The organism is Lactobacillus kimbladii, from assembly GCF_014323605.1.
GTDB classification, from domain to species: Bacteria; Bacillota; Bacilli; order Lactobacillales; family Lactobacillaceae; genus Lactobacillus; species Lactobacillus kimbladii_B.
In genome coordinates this window covers 103417-122163 of sequence record NZ_SCMB01000001.1, presented here as the reverse complement: position 1 = coordinate 122163, position 18747 = coordinate 103417, and the positions used below count along the sequence as shown (strand labels likewise).

The following is an 18747-nucleotide window of genomic DNA, read 5'->3' as shown; positions in this document are numbered from 1 at the left end:
TAATAATGGACAAAAACGACATTTGTTGTTTTTGTCTTTTTTATGCATAAAATTCCGGCTTTTTGAATTTGTAATCAAAATGTAATATTAGCTTTCTCTGACAGAAAGGGTGTTTTCTCCTTGTTAAACGGACACGTAGTGAATTTTGGCAAACATCGGACAAGACGTAGCTTTTCCCGCATTAAAGAAGTGCTGGACCTGCCTAATTTGACAGATGTTCAAACCGAATCATACCAATGGTTTTTGGATGAGGGTATTAAAGACGTTTTTGACGATATTATGCCAATTAGTGACTTTTCTGGTAAGCTTTCCCTGGAATATTTGGGTTATAAACTGCAAAAGCCAAAATATACTGTTGACGAAGCACGTGACCATGATGCAACTTATGCTGCTCCAATGCACGTGACTTTAAAATTAACCAATCAAAAAACCGGTGAAATCAAAACTCAGGATGTTTTCTTCGGTGATTTACCTTTAATGACTGAATCCGGTTCATTTATTATTAATGGTGCTGAAAGAGTTATCGTTTCTCAGCTGGTTAGATCTCCAAGCGTCTATTATTCTGGTGATTATGATAAAAATGGGCGTCAAATCTTTGGTACTACCGTAATTCCTAACCGTGGCGCCTGGCTTGAATATGAAACTGATGCTAAAAATGTATCTTATGTTCGTGTTGACCGTACTCGTAAACTGCCTCTGACAGTTTTAGTCAGAGCTCTTGGAATTGGTTCAGATGATGAAATTTTAGATGTTTTTGGTCAAAGTGATACATTACAATTTACTTTGGATAAGGATGTCCATAAAAACCCCGCTGATTCTAGAGTAGCAGAAGCATTAAAAGATATTTATGAACGTCTTCGCCCTGGTGAACCAAAAACAACTGATTCCTCAAGATCACTGCTTTATGCACGTTTCTTTGACCCACGTCGTTACGATTTAGCGCCTGTTGGTCGTTACAAAGTTAACAAAAAATTATCTTTAAAGAGTCGCTTATATGGTCAAACTTTGGCAGAAACGCTAGCAGATCCAGATACAGGTGAAATTATTGCTAAAAAGGGTACTGTTGTGACCCATGAAGTAATGGAGACACTTGAAAAGTATCTTGATCGTGATGACTTTAAGATGGTTACTTACCAGCCATCTCAAGAAGGCGTGTTACCTGATCCAATTAACGTACAGGAAATTAAAGTTTACTCCAAAGTAAATCCAGAACGCGTTGTCAAATTGATTTCTAATGGTCATATTGATAAGAAAGTTAAATATCTGACACCGGCTGACGTTCTGGCATCAATTAATTATTTCTTCCTATTACAAGATGAAATTGGTACAACCGATGATATTGATCACCTTGGTAACCGTCGTATTCGTCGTGTAGGCGAATTATTGCAGAATCAATTTAGAATTGGTTTGGCTCGTATGGAACGTGTTGTAAGAGAAAGAATGTCAATTCAGGATCCTTCAACCGTCACACCACAACAATTGATTAATATTAGGCCGATTGTTGCCAGCATCAAAGAGTTCTTTGGTTCATCACAATTGTCACAATTTATGGATCAGCATAACCCATTAGGAGAATTAACGCATAAGCGTCGTATGTCAGCTTTAGGGCCTGGTGGTTTAACTCGTGATCGTGCAGGATACGAAGTGCGTGATGTTCACTATACCCAATATGGTCGTTTATGTCCTATTGAAACTCCTGAAGGTCCAAACATTGGTTTGATTAACTCACTGGCTACATATGCGGTGATTAACAAATACGGTTTTATTGAGACACCATACCGTCGTGTTTCTTGGAAGACACACAAAGTTACTAACAAGATTGATTATCTTACAGCTGATGTTGAAGATAACTATATTATTGCTGGTGCTAATACTCCACTTAATCCAGACGGTTCATTTAAAGATGATCTTGTTTTAGCACGTCATAAAGAAGATAACGTCGAAGTCAGTCCAGATAAAATTGACTACATGGACGTTATTCCTAAGCAGGTTGTTTCGGTTGCTTCTGCATGTATTCCGTTTTTGGAAAACGATGACTCTAACCGTGCTTTGATGGGAGCTAACCAGCAAAGACAAGCTGCACCTTTGATTAATCCTCACAGTTCACTTGTGGGTACTGGTATGGAATATCGTGCGGCTCATGATTCTGGAGCTGCTGTTTTGGCAAAAGCTGCTGGTACCGTTGAATACGTTGATGCCAACACAATCAGAGTTAGACGTGATGACAGCACATTAGATAAATATACACTTGAAAAATATCGTCGTTCAAATAACTCGAAATCATACAACCAGACTCCAAACGTTAACTTGGGTGATAAAGTTGTAGAAGGTGAAGTTATTGCCAATGGTCCGACAATGGATCATGGTGAGCTGGCTCTTGGTCAAAACCCCGTTATCGCATTTATGACATGGAACATGTATAACTATGAAGATGCCATCATGCTTTCTGAACGGCTTGTTAAGGATGACGTTTATACTTCAATTAGTATTGAAGATTATGAATCAGAAGCTCGAGACACTAAGCTTGGCCCTGAAGAAATCACTCGTGAATTGCCAAATGTTGGTGAAGATGCACTTAAAGATCTTGATGGTCAAGGTATTGTCCGTGTAGGTGCTGAAGTACATGACGGAGATATTTTGGTTGGTAAAGTTACACCTAAAGGTGTTACTGAATTATCAGCAGAAGAGAGACTTCTTCATGCTATCTTTGGTGAAAAAGCACGCGAAGTTCGTGATACATCATTGCGTGTTCCTCACGGTGGTGGTGGTATTGTCCGCGATGTCAAAGTTTATACTAGAGAAAATGGTGATGAACTATCTCCTGGTGTTAATACATTAGTCCGTGTATATATTGCGCAAAAGAGAAAGATTCAAGTCGGGGATAAGATGTCTGGTCGTCACGGTAACAAAGGTACTGTTGCTGCAGTTGTTCCCGAAGAGGATATGCCATACTTGCCAGATGGTACTCCAGTAGACATTTGTTTGAACCCAATGGGTGTTCCTTCACGTATGAATATTGGTCAGCTTTTGGAATTGCACCTTGGTCGTGCTGCAGCTAATTTAGGTATTCATGTGGCAACACCAGTATTTGATGGTGCCAGCGAAGACGATGTTTGGGACACTGTTCATAAGGCTGGTATCGATAAAGATGGTAAAACTGTTCTTTATGATGGCCGCACAGGTGAGCCATTCCATAACCGTGTTTCTGTCGGTATCATGCATTATCTGAAATTAACTCACATGGTTGATGATAAGATTCATGCACGGTCAATTGGGCCTTACTCATTGGTTACTCAACAACCTCTTGGAGGTAAAGCACAATTTGGTGGTCAGCGTTTCGGTGAAATGGAAGTTTGGGCACTCGAAGCATACGGTGCAGCTTATACTTTGCAGGAAATATTGACATACAAATCAGACGATGTTGTTGGTCGTGTTAAAGCATATGAGGCAATTGTTAAAGGAGAAAGAATTCCTAAACCTGGTGTCCCAGAATCATTCCGCGTTCTTGTTAAAGAACTGCAATCACTAGGACTGGATATACGTGTTCTTGATATGAATCATAAAGAAATTGAATTGCGTGATATGGATGATGATTCAAATGAGCATTTGAATATCGACACCCTGTCCAAGATGGCGGAAGAGCAACAACGGAAGAAGTTAGCCGAAGAAACCGCTGATTCCGAAGATGATGAAACGGAGACAGAGGAATCTAATGTACCTATAGATCAATCAGACGATGATAATAAGATTTCTCAATAAGTAGGAGGTTAAACTTTTGATCGACGTAAATAAATTTGAAAGCATGCAAATTGGTCTTGCCTCTCCGAATAAAATTCGTAGCTGGTCATATGGTGAAGTCAAAAAGCCAGAAACTATTAATTACCGTACTTTAAAGCCAGAAAAAGACGGTTTGTTCGATGAAAGAATTTTTGGACCGACTAAAGATTGGTCATGTGCATGTGGTAAATATAAGGGTGTGAGATACCGTGGCATCGTTTGTGATCGCTGTGGTGTTGAAGTTACCTCCTCTAAAGTTAGAAGGGAGCGAATGGGTCATATTGAATTGGCTGCCCCAGTTACTCATATTTGGTACTTTAAAGGTATTCCATCAAGAATGGGACTTATTTTGGATATTTCTCCCAGACTTCTCGAAGAAGTTATCTATTTTGCGGCTTATATTGTAATTGATCCAGGCGATACTGACCTTGAATTTAAACAACTTTTGACGGAAGCTGAGTACCGTGAACAAAAGGCAAAATATGGCAATCGTTTTACCGCAAAAATGGGTGCAGAAGCAATTCGTGATTTACTCCGTAAGGTTGATTTGAATAAAGAAGTTACCGATTTAAAGAAAGAATTGGAAACTGCAACCGGTCAAAAACGGACTAGAGCAATCAGACGTCTTGATATTCTTGACGCCTTTAAAGATTCTGGTAACAAACCTGAATGGATGGTTATTGATGCTGTTCCGGTTATACCACCAGATTTAAGACCAATGGTCCAACTAGAAGGTGGTCGGTTTGCAACTTCTGATTTAAATGACTTATACCGTCGTGTTATCAACCGTAACAACAGGTTAAAGAGATTACTTGACTTAAATGCTCCTAATATTATTGTGCAAAATGAAAAACGGATGTTGCAAGAAGCCGTTGATGCATTGATTGATAATGGTCGTCGTGGTCGTTCTGTGGTTGGACCAGGTAATCGTCCACTTAAATCTTTATCACACATGCTTAAGGGTAAGCAGGGACGTTTCCGTCAAAACTTATTAGGTAAGCGTGTTGACTATTCAGGTCGTTCAGTTATTGATGTTTCACCAAAGCTTAAGTTCTATCAATGTGGTGTTCCTCGCCCGATGGCTCTAGAATTGTTCAAACCATTTGTAATGCACGAATTAGTTAAACGCAAGATTGCTACAAATATTAAGAGTGCTAAGCGTAAAATTGATCGTGAAGATGATGATGTCTGGGATGTACTTGAAGACGTGATTAAGGAAAGAACGGTATTATTAAACCGGGCTCCTACTTTACACCGTTTGAGTATCCAAGCTTTTGAACCTGTTTTAGTGCCGGGCAAATCAATTCGTCTGCACCCTCTTGCCTGTGAGGCTTACAATGCCGACTTTGATGGTGATCAGATGGCTATCCACGTGCCACTATCTGACGAAGCTGTTGCTGAATCACGGATGCTAATGCTGGCTGCTCACCATATTTTGGCTCCTAAGGACGGTAAGCCAATTGTTACTCCATCTCAAGATATAGTTTTGGGTAATTATTGGTTAACTCAAGCTGAAAAGGGTCGTGAAGGTGAAGGTATGATTTTCAACTCACCTGATGAAGCAACCGTTGCATATAATAATGGTGACATTCATTATCACACCATTATTGGAATGTCAGCTGACTCGATGCCAGAAAAGGCATGGCCAAAAGGTTATGAACATGGTATTTTTGTCACTACTTATGGTCGAATCATCTTCAATCAGATTTTCCCAGATGACTATTTTTATGTTAATGAGCCAACTGAAGAAAATTTAAATAACCCACTTGCTTCCAAGTATTTCTTGGAACCGGGCGAAGATATTCATGAAAAAATTGATAGTGTCGCAAGTGATTTGATTTCTACACCTTTTAAGAAATCATTCCTGTCTGATTCAATTGCTACAATTTATAAATATTATAAGGTTCAAAGAACGTCTGAATATCTTGATGACTTAAAGACTTTAGGTTATACCAGTTCAACTACTTCTGGTATTACAATCGGCATGACCGATGTTCCTGAAATTCAAGATAAAGATGAAAAAGTTGCTAAAGCCCATAAACAAGTTGATGTTGTGTCTAAACAGTTTAGACGTGGTTTAATCACTGAAGATGAGAGACACGACCGGGTAATTAGCATTTGGAATGATTGTAAAGATCAAGTTCAAGATGAAATTGCCCAGATTTATGACCCACGTAATCCTATTACTATCATGGCCGATTCAGGAGCTCGTGGTAACATTTCCAACTTTACACAACTTGCCGGTATGCGGGGCTTGATGGCTACACCAAACGGTGGATTGTTCGAAATTCCAGTTACTTCTAACTTTAAGGAAGGTTTGTCAGTTCTAGAATTATTCATGTCTACTCATGGTGCTCGTAAGGGAATGACCGATACCGCCTTAAAGACTGCTCAGTCTGGCTACTTGACTCGTCGTCTAGTAGACGTTGCACAGGATGTTATTATTCGTGATGATGACTGTGGGACTGACCGTGGCATTAATGTTCATGCAATTATGGAGGGTGACGAATTAATTGAACCGCTCTATGATCGTTTACTTGGTCGCTTTACTGCCGAAACAGTGAAGGATCCAAAGACTGGTGCTACAATTGTTGGTCGAAATGTCATGATGGATGAAAACTTAGCACATCAGATTTGTGATGCTGGTGTAACTAACGTGAAGATCCGTTCGATCCTAACTTGTGATACACCACATGGAGTTTGTCGCAAGTGTTACGGTATGAACCTTGCCACTGGAGAAGAAGTCGAAGTTGGTGAAGCAGTTGGTACAGTTGCTGCTCAATCTATCGGTGAACCTGGTACTCAGCTTACTTTACGTACTTTCCACAATGGTGGTGTTGCCGGTGCTGAAGATATTACGCAAGGTCTTCCTCGTGTGCAGGAATTGTTTGAAGCTCGTAATCCTAAGGGTCGTGCGATAATTTCTGAAGTAGATGGAGTAATTGATTCAATTCAGGAGAATCCTGCTGAACATACTCGTGAAATTACTGTTAAGGGTAGGATCGATACTAGAAGTTACAGCGTGCCTTATACTGCTTCGGTAGCTGTTGCTGAAGGTGACGAAGTTCATCGCGGTGACAAGTTGACTCTTGGATCTATAGATCCGAAAGAATTAATTCAGGTTACTGATACATTAACTACTGAAGAGTATATTTTGGTCGAAGTCCAAAAAGCATACAGGATGCAAGGTGTTGATATTTCAGATAAGCACGTTGAAGTATTAACTAGACAAATGTTGCAAAAAGTTCGTGTGCTCGATCCTGGAGAAACTGATCTTTTACCTGGTGAGGTAATGGATATCAATCAGTTTAAGGAACGTAACAAGGCTGTGATTATTTCTGGTGGTATTCCTGCAACTGCACAAAGTGTAATTTTAGGTATTACTAAAGCCGCTCTTGAAACCAACAGTTTCTTGTCAGCTGCTTCCTTCCAGGAAACAACTCGTGTTCTAACTGATGCTTCTATCAGAGGAAAGAATGATCCGCTACTTGGATTAAAAGAAAATGTTATTATTGGTAAGATAATTCCAGCTGGTACTGGTCTTCCGATTTATCGTGATATGGAACCTGAGTCAGATGTAAAGAAACCTAAATCTGTTTATTCAATTGCTGATATTGAGAAAAAGATGAAGGAAGCAGACCAAGCTAAGGAATCATAATCTAAATTAATTAAAAAAACTGTTCTGTTAGAAAATACTAACGGGACAGTTTTTTGCTTGAAATTTTATGAATTATTAGTGATATTTTTATTAGAAAATGTTATAATCAGAAAAATTATGAGGGGGGATGTAGAAGTTGAGAGAAAATGATTTTTCTTTAAAGAGACTTGTATTATTGGCATTACTAACAGCGATTAACGTTGTGGTTAGTCGAATTTTTATTATTCCTATGCCCTTGACTCATGGAAATATTAATTTATGTGAGGCGATTATTTATATAGTGGCGCTTTTATACGGTCCAATGGCCGGAGGCATAGTTGGAGGTCTTTCTGGATTTTTGCTTGATCTTCTTGGTGGATATGGACAGTTCATGTTATTTTCTCTTGTTGTCCATGGTTTAGAAGGTTTTTTTGTTGGTTTAGTCTTTAAATACTGGAATTTAAAAAATCAATTAGTCAAAGGTGCTGTCGCCGGAGCTATAGGAGTATTCTTTATGGTAGGTGGCTATTTTATCACTAATACAGTTCTTTATACTTGGGCTGCAGGACTTGCCAGTCTTTTTACCAATACAATTCAAGGAGTAGTCGGAGTTGTTATAGCCATAGTACTGCTGCCTAGTTTTCAAAACCTGATGGCAAGATATAACTAATACTTACGTGAAAAAATTATTTTTACTAGTTTATTAAAGCTGCTATTTCATTTTATATGGATCCCAGCTTTTTATTTGCACAAAAGTTGAATGATTAATCCAATATAAATAAAAGGAATAAAAGCAACAGGCTCCTTTTTGCTCATTTTACTGCCCAAAAAAACAATAAGCAGAGCTATTGAAGCAGTTAAAAAAGTTAAATTGGCGAATTGGGAGTTAAAGTAGAAAGATAAGATTAGGTAGACTATTAAGTCTCCACTACCACATTTTTTTCTAACTGTCTCAAAAAGAAAAAACAAAAAAATAGGTAAAAATTCTATGAGATCGGTAGTGTTAATTCTATAAAAATTATTCATTAAATGTTGAAGAGAAATAACAAATGCAGGCAGTACCAGCATAATATCGAATTCCTGAACCTGATAATCGCTGATAGCAGCTAGTAGAAGACTAAACAAAACAATCGCCGTACAAATGTCATGCATGCTGCTAAAATCAATTTTATAAAAAGCGAAACCGCCTAAAAATTCTGTTAAAAAATATTCACAGGGGATGTGAATTTTACAATAACGGCAACGACCTTTAAGTATTAAATAGGAAATTAAAGGTATTTCATCTAACAAGCACAGCTGTTGATTACAATTAGTGCATTTTGAGCGACTGAAGATAAAGTCTTCTTTGCCGAGTCTTTCGATAATTACACATGCATGAGAAGCTAGACATGTACCAATCAAAAAATTGCTGATTCCAAAAATCCATTTCATATTGTTTACCTCGCTTAAATCAAATACGCAAAAAATATCATCTGCTTTTCAATTAGTAAAAATAATTTGCTTTTTTGCGACAAGCGAGTACAATAGTCAATGTGTATTTTGATGATTATCTGGGACTTAAAAAAGAAACTCCTGGATGTGTGAACAAAATAATGAATTTTTTTAGGAGGAAAATTTAATGCCAACCATTAACCAATTGGTAAGAAAAGGCCGTCATACTAAGACGACTAAATCAAAGTCACCAGCTTTAAGCTATGGCTACAACAGTATGAAGAAAGAATTAGTAGCTAACCCAGCGCCCCAAATGCGTGGAGTTGCAACTCGTGTCGGCACTATGACACCAAAGAAGCCAAACTCAGCTTTGCGGAAGTATGCTCGTGTTCGTCTTTCTAACCTGATTGAAGTAACTGCTTATATTCCAGGTGAAGGCCATAATTTACAGGAACACTCTGTTGTGTTAATTCGTGGTGGTCGTGTAAAGGACCTTCCTGGTGTTCGTTACCATATTATTCGTGGTGCTCTTGATACTGCTGGTGTTGAAGGCAGAAAGCAAGGACGTTCCAAATACGGTGCCAAGAAAGATTAAGGAGGAGTTAAATAATGCCTAGAAAAGGACATGTAGCTAAAAGAGATATTTTAGCGGATCCAGTATATAATTCAAAGCTTGTAACTAAGTTGATCAACCACTTAATGATCGATGGTAAAAGAGCTAAGGCTTCATCCATTCTTTATGATGCTTTTGACATTGTTAAAGAAAAGACCGGCAAAGAGCCACTTGATGTTTTTGAAGAAGCTATGAATAATATTATGCCTGTTTTGGAAGTTAGAGCTCGCCGTATTGGTGGTTCAAACTATCAGATTCCAGTTGAAGTTCGTCCTGAAAGAAGAACTACTTTAGGTTTAAGATGGTTAGTTTCTTACGCTCGTTTACGTAATGAACATACTATGGATGAACGCTTGGCTAACGAAATTATTGATGCTTCAAACAATACTGGCTCAGCTGTTAAAAAGCGTGAAGATGTTCACCGTATGGCTGAAGCTAACCGTGCATTTGCACACTATCGTTTCTAATTTTTTAGGGAAAGGAAAAAATCTATGGCTAATAAGCGTGAATTTCCATTAGAAAAAACACGTAACATTGGTATTATGGCCCATATTGATGCGGGTAAGACTACCACAACAGAGCGTATTCTTTATTACACTGGTAAGATCCATAAAATTGGTGAAACCCATGAGGGTGATTCACAAATGGACTGGATGGATGAAGAAAAAGAACGTGGTATCACTATTACTTCTGCAGCTACTACTGCACAATGGAAAGATTACAGAATTAACATTATCGATACCCCTGGACACGTTGACTTCACTATCGAAGTTGAACGTTCCTTGCGTGTTCTTGATGGTGCCGTAACTGTTCTTGACGCTCAAGCTGGTGTGGAACCTCAAACTGAAAATGTTTGGCGCCAGGCTGAAACTTACGGTGTTCCTCGAATTGTTTTTGTAAACAAAATGGATAAGATTGGAGCAGACTTTGACAAATCTGTTAAGTCTTTGCACGAACGTTTAAATGCCAATGCTCTAGCTGTGCAAATGCCAATTGGTTCTGCCGAAAGCTTTGAAGGTGTTATTGACTTACTTGACATGGTAGCTGATGTTTATGATGAAGATAAGCTTGGATCCAAATGGGATACTATTCCTGTTCCTGATGAATACAAAGAAGAAGCTGAAAAACGTCGCTCCGAATTAATTGAACAAGTAGCTGATGTTGATGATGACATCATGGAAAAATACCTTAATGGTGATGAGATTTCCGTTGATGAATTAAAAGCTGCTATTCGTAAAGCTACATTGGACTTGAAGATTTTCCCTGTATTTGCAGGCTCAGCTTTTAAGAACAAGGGTGTACAGATGATGCTTGATGGTGTTGTTGATTACTTACCATCTCCGTTAGATGTTAAGCCTTATGTTGCTCATGATCCAAAAACTGGTGAAGAAGTTGAATTAGTTGCTGGAGATGAAAAGCCATTTTCCGCTTTGGCGTTTAAGATTGCTACTGATCCATTTGTTGGTCGTTTGACTTATATTCGTGTTTACACTGGTTCACTTGAATCAGGTTCATATGTTTTGAATGCTTCTAAGAATAGTCGTGAACGTGTTGGTCGTTTGTTGCAAATGCATGCTAACTCACGAAGTGAAATTTCTGAAGTATTCTCCGGTGATATTGCTGGTGCTATCGGTTTAAAGAATACTACTACCGGTGATTCATTAACTGATCCTGATCACCCATTAATTTTGGAAAGTTTGGAAGTTCCAGATCCGGTTATTCAAGTTTCAATTGAGCCAGAATCAAAAGCTGACCGTGACAAACTTGATGTTGCTTTGCAAAAATTAACTGAAGAGGATCCAACCTTTAGAGCAGAAACAAACGCTGAAACAGGTCAAACTTTGATTTCCGGAATGGGTGAATTACACCTGCAAATCATGGTTGAACGTATGAAGCGTGAATTCCACGTTGAAGCTAAGATTGGTGAACCACAAGTTGCTTACCGTGAAACCTTCACTAAGCCTGCTAAAGCACAAGGTAAATTTGTGCGTCAATCAGGTGGTAAAGGTCAATATGGTGACGTTTGGATTGAATTTACACCAAATGAAAGAGGAAAAGGTTACGAATTTGAAGACGCCATTGTTGGTGGTGTTGTTCCTCGTGAATTTATCCCTGCTGTTGATGCTGGTTTGCAAGAATCTATGAAGAACGGCATCTTGGCAGGTTACCCACTGATTGATGTAAAAGCTAAACTTTATGACGGTAGTTACCACGAAGTCGACTCTTCTGAAGCTGCCTTCAAAGTTGCTGCATCATTGGCATTGAGAAATGCTGCACCTAAGGCTGGTGCAGTTATCCTTGAACCTATTATGAAGGTTCAAGTTATCACACCTGAAGATTACTTAGGTGACGTAATGGGTTCAATTACTGCTCGTCGTGGTACAATGGATAACATGCAAGATCGTGCCGGCGCTAAAGTATTGAATTCAATGGTTCCTCTGGCAGAAATGTTTGGTTATGCTACCACCTTACGTTCTTCAACTCAAGGCCGTGGTACATTTACGATGGTCTTTGATCATTACTCACCAACTCCTAAGTCTATTCAAGAGGATATCATCAAAAAACGTGGCGGTAACGCTGAATAATTTTCAATAATTAATAATATAAAAACAAGTTATTAACTATAAAAATCGAGCTATTGGTAAAGCCAGTGGCTCTTTTTTTATCAAAAATTTCGTTTCTGAATAAATTATTTGAGAATTTTTCTGTTTGTAGTAGACTTCTTAAACATAAAATTAAGGATTTTATTTAAAAAAGTATAAAAATTGTATTTTTCTATTCTAAAAGATGAAAAAAGTTCCTTTAATCCTTGATAATTAAGCTTAAAACGGTTATACTATTTTTTGTGTGTCTAGGGCATAGTCTGCCTTAAAGCACATTTTGTTGTAAAGCATTGATACAAAAGGTTGCGGCACACCAGGCTGCATTGCCACAGAGGTTGTGTCGGTAATTTTTGTGGAAGCTAGTCATCTTTTAAAGAAGACGTTGAGGAGGTAATTTAATGGCAAGTCAATCAATTCGTATCAGACTTAAGTCATACGAACATGGTATTCTCGATGAATCAGCTGCTAAAATTGTAGCTACTGCAAAGAGAACTGGAGCTGAAATTTCAGGTCCAGTTCCATTGCCAACAGAAAGGGTATTGTTCACTGTTTTGCGTTCACCACACAAGAACAAGGACTCACGTGAACAATTTGAAATTCGTACGCATAAGCGTTTAATCGATATTTTAAATCCAACACCTAAAACTGTTGACTCTTTAATGAAGCTTGATTTACCAAGTGGTGTTGACATCGAAATTAAACTTTAATTTTAAAAAGAAAGAGGTGTAATCATGACCAAAGGAATCTTAGGAAGAAAAGTTGGTATGACCCAAATCTTCACTAAAGATGGTATCCTCGTGCCTGTAACAGTTGTTGAAGCAACGCCTAACGTAGTTATGCAAGTTAAGACAGTTGAATCAGACGGCTACGAAGCAGTTCAATTAGGATATCAAGATAAGCGTGAAGTTTTGAGCAACAAACCAGAAAAAGGTCATGCTGCAAAAGCAAAGACTTCGCCTAAGCGCTTCATACGTGAAATCCGCGGAGTTGAGCTTAAGGACTATGAAGTCGGCTCAGAAGTTACTGTGGACACATTTAAGGAAGGTGACGTAGTTGACGTCACTGGTACTACAAGAGGTCATGGATACCAAGGTAACATTAAACGTTGGGGCCAATCACGTGGACCAGAAACTCACGGTTCAAGGTACCATAGAATTCCTGGTTCAATGGGTTCAATCATTAACCGTGTGCCTAAAGGCAAACGTCTGCCAGGTCACATGGGAATGAAGAAAGTTACCATTGAAAACTTAGTAATTGAAAAAGTTGTAGCAGATAAGAATGTTTTGTTAATTAAAGGCAACGTTCCTGGCGCTAAGAATTCATTGCTTACTGTTAGATCTGCTGTAAAAAATAATAAATAGGAAGGAGGACTAGAATGGCTAATTTAAAAGTTATTGATCAAAAAGGCAAAGATGCTGGTGAAGTTACTTTAAATGATGAAGTATTTGGTATTAAACCAAATGAAAGCGTAGTTTTTGACGCAATTATCAGACAAAGAGCTGGCAGACGTCAAGGAACCTCGAAGGTTAAAAATAGATCTGCTGTTCGCGGTGGTGGTAAGAAGCCTTGGAAACAAAAGGGTACTGGACGTGCTCGTCAAGGGTCTATCCGTTCACCACAATGGCGCGGTGGTGGTGTTGTTTTTGGACCAACTCCACGTTCTTATGCATACTCAATGCCAAGAAAGCAACGGCGCTTGGCTATCAAGTCTGTTCTTTCCCAAAAATTGATTGATAAAGATTTGATTGTTTTAGATCAATTGACTATGTCAGCTCCTAAAACAAAAGAATTTAAGTCAATCTTGGACGACTTAAAGGTTGAAGGTAAAGTTTTAGTTGTTTCTGAAGATAAAAATATTCAATACTCAGCTAGGAATTTGCCAAACGTTAAGGTTATCACTGCAAATGGCTTGAATGTAGAAGATGTTGTCAACTATGACAAATTAATCTTGACAAAAGAAGCTATTGAAAAGATAGAAAAGAATGTTGAGGGGGCTTCGACGAAATGAGTGCACACGATATCATTTTAAGACCTGTCATTACTGAAAAGTCAACGAACTTAATGGATGATAAGAAATACACTTTCAACGTGCTTTTAACTGCAACCAAGACTCAAGTTCGTGATGCTGTTGAAGAAATTTTTGATGTTAAGGTCAAAAAAGTTAATATCATGAATGTTCGTGGTAAGGATAAGCGTGTTGGTCGTTATTCAGGTAAAACTGCTCGGACACGTAAAGCAATTGTCACCTTAACTGAAGATTCAAATGACATCAAAATTTTCAAAGACGATAACGATAATAAAGAAGAAAATAAGTAATAGGAGGTCAGTCAATTGGCTATTAAAATTTATAAGCCAACCACAAATGGTCGCCGTAATATGACTACTTCTGACTTTGCTGAAATTACTAAGAGCAAGCCAGAGCGTACTTTACTTGAGTCACAATCACATACTGCAGGTCGTAACTCTTATGGTCATATTACTAGCAGACACCGTGGTGGTGGACATAAGCAAAAGTACCGTATCATCGATTTTAAACGCAATAAAGATAACGCTAAAGCTGTAGTTAAAGCAATCGAATACGATCCAAACAGAACTGCTAACATTGCGCTTCTTCACTATACTAATGGTATTAAGGCTTATATCTTAGCACCTAAAGGTTTAACAGTTGGTGATGTGGTTGAATCTGGCGCTAATGCAGATATTAAGCCAGGAAACGCTTTGCCATTAAAGAATATTCCAACTGGTACATCAATTCACAATATTGAATTAAGTCCTGGTAAAGGTGGTCAGCTTGTTAGAAGTGCTGGAGCCAGTGCTCAAGTTTTGGGTAATGATGGTAAGTACACTTTAGTTAAATTACAGAGTGGTGAAGTTCGTAAAATTTTATCAGTTTGTCGTGCAACTATTGGTGTTGTTGGTAATGAACAACATTCGTTAATTCAATTAGGTAAAGCTGGCCGTAGTCGCTGGTTAGGCAGACGTCCGCAATCTCGTGGTTCTGTAATGAACCCTAACGATCACCCACATGGTGGTGGTGAAGGTAAAGCTCCTGTAGGTCGTCCACAACCAATGACTCCATGGGGCAAGAAAGCTCGTGGTATCAAGACTAGAAATAGTAAGAGAGCCAGTGAGAAGCTAATTGTTCGTCACCGTAAAGGTAGCAAATAATAGAAGGAGGGTAATTTAATGAGCCGTAGTATTAAAAAAGGGCCTTTTGCTGATGCATCCTTATTAAAGAAAGTTGATGCACAAGCAGATACAGATAAAAAACAGGTTATTAAAACTTGGTCACGTCGTTCAACTATTTTTCCTTCTTTTGTTGGTTTGACTATAGCTGTTTACGATGGTAGAAAGCATGTTCCAGTATATATTACTGAGGATATGGTTGGTCATAAGTTAGGTGAATTTGTTCCAACGAGAACTTTTCGTGGACATAAGACATCTGACGACAAGGCTACTGCAAAATAAAGAAAGGAGAAACACTTAAATGGCAGAACAAGTTAGTTCAGCTAGGGCGGAAGCAAGAACAGTTCGTATTGCTCCAAGAAAAGCACGTTTAGTTGTTGATTTGATTCGTGGCAAAGACGTTGCTGAAGCATTGGCAATCTTGCAATTTACGCCTAGAGCTGCTTCCCCAATCGTTGAAAAAGTTTTACGCTCAGCAATTGCAAATGCAGAACACAATTACGATCTTGAAAGTGCCAATCTTTATGTATCTGAAGCATACGTAAATGAAGGAGCAACTTTAAAGAGATTTAGACCACGTGCCAAAGGTATGGCTTCTCCTATTAATAAGAGAACTAGTCATGTAGTTGTAGTAGTGTCAGAAAAGAACGATTAAGGGAGGTATATTAATGGGTCAGAAAATTAACCCAAATGGTTTTCGTCTCGGCGTAATTCGTGACTGGGAATCTAAATGGTATGCTGACAGAGGATACAAAGAAACCTTAAATGAAGACCTTCGCATCAGAAAATTCATTGATAAGAAGTTAAAGAATGCCTCTGTTTCTACTGTTGAAATTGAACGTGCAGCTAATAGGATCAACGTATCAATCAATACTTCTAAACCAGGTATGGTAATTGGTAAAGGTGGTTCTGAAGTTGAAGCATTGAGAAAAGAATTAAATGCTTTGACTAAGAAACAAGTCCACGTTAATATTGTTGAAATCAAGAAACCTGATCTTGATGCCAAATTAGTAGCTGAAAGTATCGCTAGTCAACTTGAAGCTCGTATCGCTTTTAGACGTGCTACTCGTCAAGCTACTCAAAGAACTATGCGTGCCGGTGCCAAGGGAATCAGAGTACAAACATCTGGCCGTTTGAACGGCGCTGACATGGCAAGAAGAGAATGGCACACAGAAGGTCGTGTTCCATTACAAACTTTAAGAGCAGATATTGATTATGCTTGGGTAAATGCCTACACTACATATGGTGAAATTGGTGTTCAAGTATGGATTAACCGGGGTGAAATCTTACCTTCTAAAAGTAAGAAGCCCGAAAAAGCTGCGAAGGGAGGAAACAAATAATGCCTCTAGTACCAAAAAGGGTAAAACACCGTCGTGAGTTTCGTGGTAAGATGCGTGGTGCTGCTAAGGGTGGTAAAACCATTGCTTTTGGTGAATATGGTTTACAAGCCCTTGAATCGCACTGGATTACTACACAACAAATCGAAGCTGCTCGTGTTGCGATGACTCGTTACATGAAACGTGGTGGTAAGGTTTGGATTAGAATTTTCCCTCAAAAGTCATACACTGCTAAAGGTGTTGGTGTACGTATGGGTTCTGGTAAAGGTGCACCTGCAGGCTGGGTAGCTGTAGTCAAGAGAGAAAAGATTATGTTTGAAATCGGTGGCGTTAATGAAGCAACAGCTCGTGAAGCACTAAGACTTGCTGCAACGAAGCTACCAATTAAATGTAAATTTGTGACTAAAAGTTCGGAAGTAGGTGGCAATTCTAATGAAGGCTAAAGATATCAGAGCATTAACCACTGATCAAATGTTAGATAAGGAAAAGCAATATAAAGAAGAACTCTTTAATTTGCGTTTTCAACAAGCAACGGGTCAATTAGAAAATACCGCTCGCCTAGGCAAAGTTCGTAAAAATATTGCTAGAATTAAAACAATTCTTAGCGAAAAAGCATTGGAAAAAGATTAGTGGAAGGGAGTTATTAACTTGAGCGAATCAATCGAAAGAAATCATCGTCACGTATATCAAGGCCAAGTAATTTCTGATAAGAATGACAAGACTATCACAGTAGTTGTTGATACTTATAAGAACCACCCTGTTTACAAAAAGCGTATTAGATATTCAAAGAAATATTACGCACAAGATGATAAAAATGAAGCTAAAGTTGGCGATACTGTTCGTATCATGGAAACTCGTCCATTATCTCGTACAAAGCGCTTTCGTTTAGTTAAAATTGTTAAAAAATCTGTTTAATTTTGCGGATTTAGTGAGGGGAGGATTATATAGTGATTCAAAATGAATCCCGTTTGAAGGTTGCTGATAACTCAGGTGCCAGAGAACTTTTAGTTATTAGAGTCTTAGGTGGATCAAGACGTAAGACTGGTAACATTGGTGATATTGTTGTTGCAACTGTTAAACAAGCAACACCAGGTGGCGTTGTCAAAAAAGGTGACGTTGTCAAGGCTGTCATTGTTAGAACAAAATCAGGCGCACGTCGTGAAGATGGATCATACATCAAATTTGATGAAAATGCTGGTGTAGTTATCAATGCAGATAAGAGTCCACGCGGTACTCGTATCTTTGGGCCTGTTGCACGTGAGCTACGTGAGCACGACTTTATGAAAATCGTCTCTCTTGCTCCTGAAGTCATATAATAAGTGAGGTGCACTGATGTTTGTTAAAACTGGTGACAAAGTAAAAGTTATTACCGGAAAAGACAAAGGTAAAGAAGGTATTGTTTTATCTGTTAACGTTAAGAAAAACCGTGTAGTTGTTAAAGGCGTTAATAAGATCAAGAAGCATCAAAAACCTTCTCAGACTAATGCTAATGGTGGTGTTGTTGAATCTGAGGGTTCAATCCATGCATCAAATGTTAAGGTCATTGCTAAGTCAGAAGGCAAAACCAATGACAAAAAAGAAGAAACTAAGAAGTAGAAGGGAGGACACAAATGGCAAATTATTTAGCTCAAGAATATAAAGAAAAAATTGTTCCTGCATTGCAAGAAAAGTTTGATTACAGCTCAGTTATGCAAGTGCCAAAGATTGAAAAAATAGTTTTGAACATGGGTGTTGGAGACGCTGTTTCTAATGCTAAAAACTTAGATGAAGCTGTAGAGGAATTGACTTTAATCTCAGGTCAAAAGCCACTGGTTACTAAAGCCAAAAAGTCAATTGCTAACTTCCGCTTGCGTGAAGGTATGTCTATTGGTGCTAAGGTAACTCTTAGAGGCGATAGAATGTACGATTTCTTATATAAGTTAATCAGTGTTTCACTTCCTCGTGTTCGCGACTTCCGCGGTGTATCAAGCCGTTCGTTTGATGGTCGTGGTAACTACACTTTAGGTATTAAGGAACAATTGATTTTCCCAGAAATTGACTTTGATAAAGTTAATAGAACTAGGGGTTTAGATGTTGTTATCGTTACTACTGCCAATACAGACGAAGAAGCTCGTGAGCTTCTAGGTCAGTTTGGTATGCCGTTTGCAAAATAATGGAGGACAT

Annotated in this window: 21 protein-coding genes; 20 read left to right on the top strand and 1 reads right to left on the bottom strand. The window is 38.5% G+C overall.

Annotated features, from left to right (window positions below; all coding sequences use genetic code 11):
* Positions 1-120: 120 nt before the first annotated feature.
* From rpoB to ERK18_RS00715, 3 genes are all read left to right on the top strand, one after another.
* On the top strand, positions 121-3759 hold the full coding sequence (gene rpoB, locus ERK18_RS00725; protein ID WP_187153869.1) for a DNA-directed RNA polymerase subunit beta: 3639 nt from the start codon (positions 121-123) through the stop codon (positions 3757-3759).
* A 16-nt stretch (positions 3760-3775) separates the two neighbouring features.
* A complete protein-coding gene (gene rpoC / locus ERK18_RS00720; protein WP_187153868.1) occupies positions 3776-7435 on the top strand; it encodes a DNA-directed RNA polymerase subunit beta' in 3660 nt (1219 codons plus the stop codon).
* Positions 7436-7571: 136 nt separating this feature from the next.
* A complete protein-coding gene (locus tag ERK18_RS00715) occupies positions 7572-8084 on the top strand; it encodes an ECF transporter S component (RefSeq protein WP_187153867.1) in 513 nt (170 codons plus the stop codon).
* A 71-nt stretch (positions 8085-8155) separates the two neighbouring features.
* On the opposite strand, the gene ERK18_RS00710 is transcribed toward ERK18_RS00715, so the two are convergent.
* A complete protein-coding gene (locus ERK18_RS00710; protein WP_187153866.1) occupies positions 8156-8845 on the bottom strand; it encodes a prepilin peptidase in 690 nt (229 codons plus the stop codon).
* A gap of 187 nt (positions 8846-9032) precedes the next feature.
* On the opposite strand from ERK18_RS00710, the gene rpsL reads away from it, so the two are divergent.
* The 17 genes from rpsL (at position 9033) to rplE (ending at position 18737) form a co-directional block, all read left to right on the top strand.
* Positions 9033-9440 (top strand): 30S ribosomal protein S12, encoded by a 408-nt coding sequence (rpsL, locus tag ERK18_RS00705; RefSeq protein ID WP_034980479.1) that lies wholly within the window; start codon positions 9033-9035, stop codon positions 9438-9440.
* A 14-nt stretch (positions 9441-9454) separates the two neighbouring features.
* The gene (rpsG, locus tag ERK18_RS00700) at positions 9455-9925 is read left to right on the top strand and encodes a 30S ribosomal protein S7 (protein WP_034980476.1); all 471 of its coding nucleotides are present in this window, start codon (positions 9455-9457) and stop codon (positions 9923-9925) included.
* 24 nt (positions 9926-9949) lie between these two features.
* A complete protein-coding gene (fusA, locus tag ERK18_RS00695) occupies positions 9950-12043 on the top strand; it encodes an elongation factor G (protein WP_034980473.1) in 2094 nt (697 codons plus the stop codon).
* A gap of 416 nt (positions 12044-12459) precedes the next feature.
* On the top strand, positions 12460-12768 hold the full coding sequence (rpsJ, locus tag ERK18_RS00690) for a 30S ribosomal protein S10 (protein ID WP_045928455.1): 309 nt from the start codon (positions 12460-12462) through the stop codon (positions 12766-12768).
* A 24-nt stretch (positions 12769-12792) separates the two neighbouring features.
* Positions 12793-13422 carry a 50S ribosomal protein L3 gene (rplC, locus tag ERK18_RS00685; RefSeq protein WP_034980468.1) on the top strand — a complete coding sequence of 210 codons (630 nt, stop codon included), beginning with the start codon at positions 12793-12795 and terminating at the stop codon, positions 13420-13422.
* Between the two features lie 14 nt (positions 13423-13436).
* Positions 13437-14069 carry a 50S ribosomal protein L4 gene (gene rplD, locus ERK18_RS00680; RefSeq protein ID WP_034980465.1) on the top strand — a complete coding sequence of 211 codons (633 nt, stop codon included), beginning with the start codon at positions 13437-13439 and terminating at the stop codon, positions 14067-14069.
* Positions 14066-14377, top strand: coding sequence for a 50S ribosomal protein L23 (gene rplW / locus ERK18_RS00675; RefSeq protein ID WP_034980462.1), 312 nt, complete (start codon positions 14066-14068; stop codon positions 14375-14377). The genes rplD and rplW overlap by 4 nt, the downstream gene beginning before the upstream one ends.
* Positions 14378-14392: 15 nt before the next feature.
* Entirely contained in the window at positions 14393-15229 is an 837-nt protein-coding gene (gene rplB, locus ERK18_RS00670) for a 50S ribosomal protein L2 (protein ID WP_187153865.1), read from the top strand.
* An 18-nt stretch (positions 15230-15247) separates the two neighbouring features.
* On the top strand, positions 15248-15529 hold the full coding sequence (gene rpsS, locus ERK18_RS00665; protein ID WP_034980456.1) for a 30S ribosomal protein S19: 282 nt from the start codon (positions 15248-15250) through the stop codon (positions 15527-15529).
* A 19-nt stretch (positions 15530-15548) separates the two neighbouring features.
* Positions 15549-15902 carry a 50S ribosomal protein L22 gene (gene rplV / locus ERK18_RS00660; protein WP_034980453.1) on the top strand — a complete coding sequence of 118 codons (354 nt, stop codon included), beginning with the start codon at positions 15549-15551 and terminating at the stop codon, positions 15900-15902.
* Between the two features lie 13 nt (positions 15903-15915).
* The gene (gene rpsC, locus ERK18_RS00655) at positions 15916-16587 is read left to right on the top strand and encodes a 30S ribosomal protein S3 (RefSeq protein WP_034980450.1); all 672 of its coding nucleotides are present in this window, start codon (positions 15916-15918) and stop codon (positions 16585-16587) included.
* Complete coding sequence (rplP, locus tag ERK18_RS00650) at positions 16587-17027, top strand: 50S ribosomal protein L16 (protein WP_045928453.1); 441 nt, start codon at positions 16587-16589, stop codon at positions 17025-17027. The genes rpsC and rplP overlap by 1 nt, the downstream gene beginning before the upstream one ends.
* Positions 17017-17214 carry a 50S ribosomal protein L29 gene (gene rpmC, locus ERK18_RS00645; protein ID WP_034980443.1) on the top strand — a complete coding sequence of 66 codons (198 nt, stop codon included), beginning with the start codon at positions 17017-17019 and terminating at the stop codon, positions 17212-17214. The genes rplP and rpmC overlap by 11 nt, the downstream gene beginning before the upstream one ends.
* 18 nt (positions 17215-17232) lie before the next feature.
* The gene (rpsQ, locus tag ERK18_RS00640) at positions 17233-17499 is read left to right on the top strand and encodes a 30S ribosomal protein S17 (protein ID WP_034980439.1); all 267 of its coding nucleotides are present in this window, start codon (positions 17233-17235) and stop codon (positions 17497-17499) included.
* 32 nt (positions 17500-17531) lie between these two features.
* A complete protein-coding gene (rplN, locus tag ERK18_RS00635) occupies positions 17532-17900 on the top strand; it encodes a 50S ribosomal protein L14 (protein WP_045928452.1) in 369 nt (122 codons plus the stop codon).
* A gap of 16 nt (positions 17901-17916) precedes the next feature.
* Positions 17917-18180: a 50S ribosomal protein L24 gene (rplX, locus tag ERK18_RS00630; RefSeq protein ID WP_045928451.1), complete on the top strand. Its 264-nt coding sequence runs from the start codon at positions 17917-17919 to the stop codon at positions 18178-18180.
* A 14-nt stretch (positions 18181-18194) separates the two neighbouring features.
* Complete coding sequence (gene rplE, locus ERK18_RS00625) at positions 18195-18737, top strand: 50S ribosomal protein L5 (RefSeq protein WP_034980431.1); 543 nt, start codon at positions 18195-18197, stop codon at positions 18735-18737.
* Positions 18738-18747 lie beyond the last annotated feature (10 nt).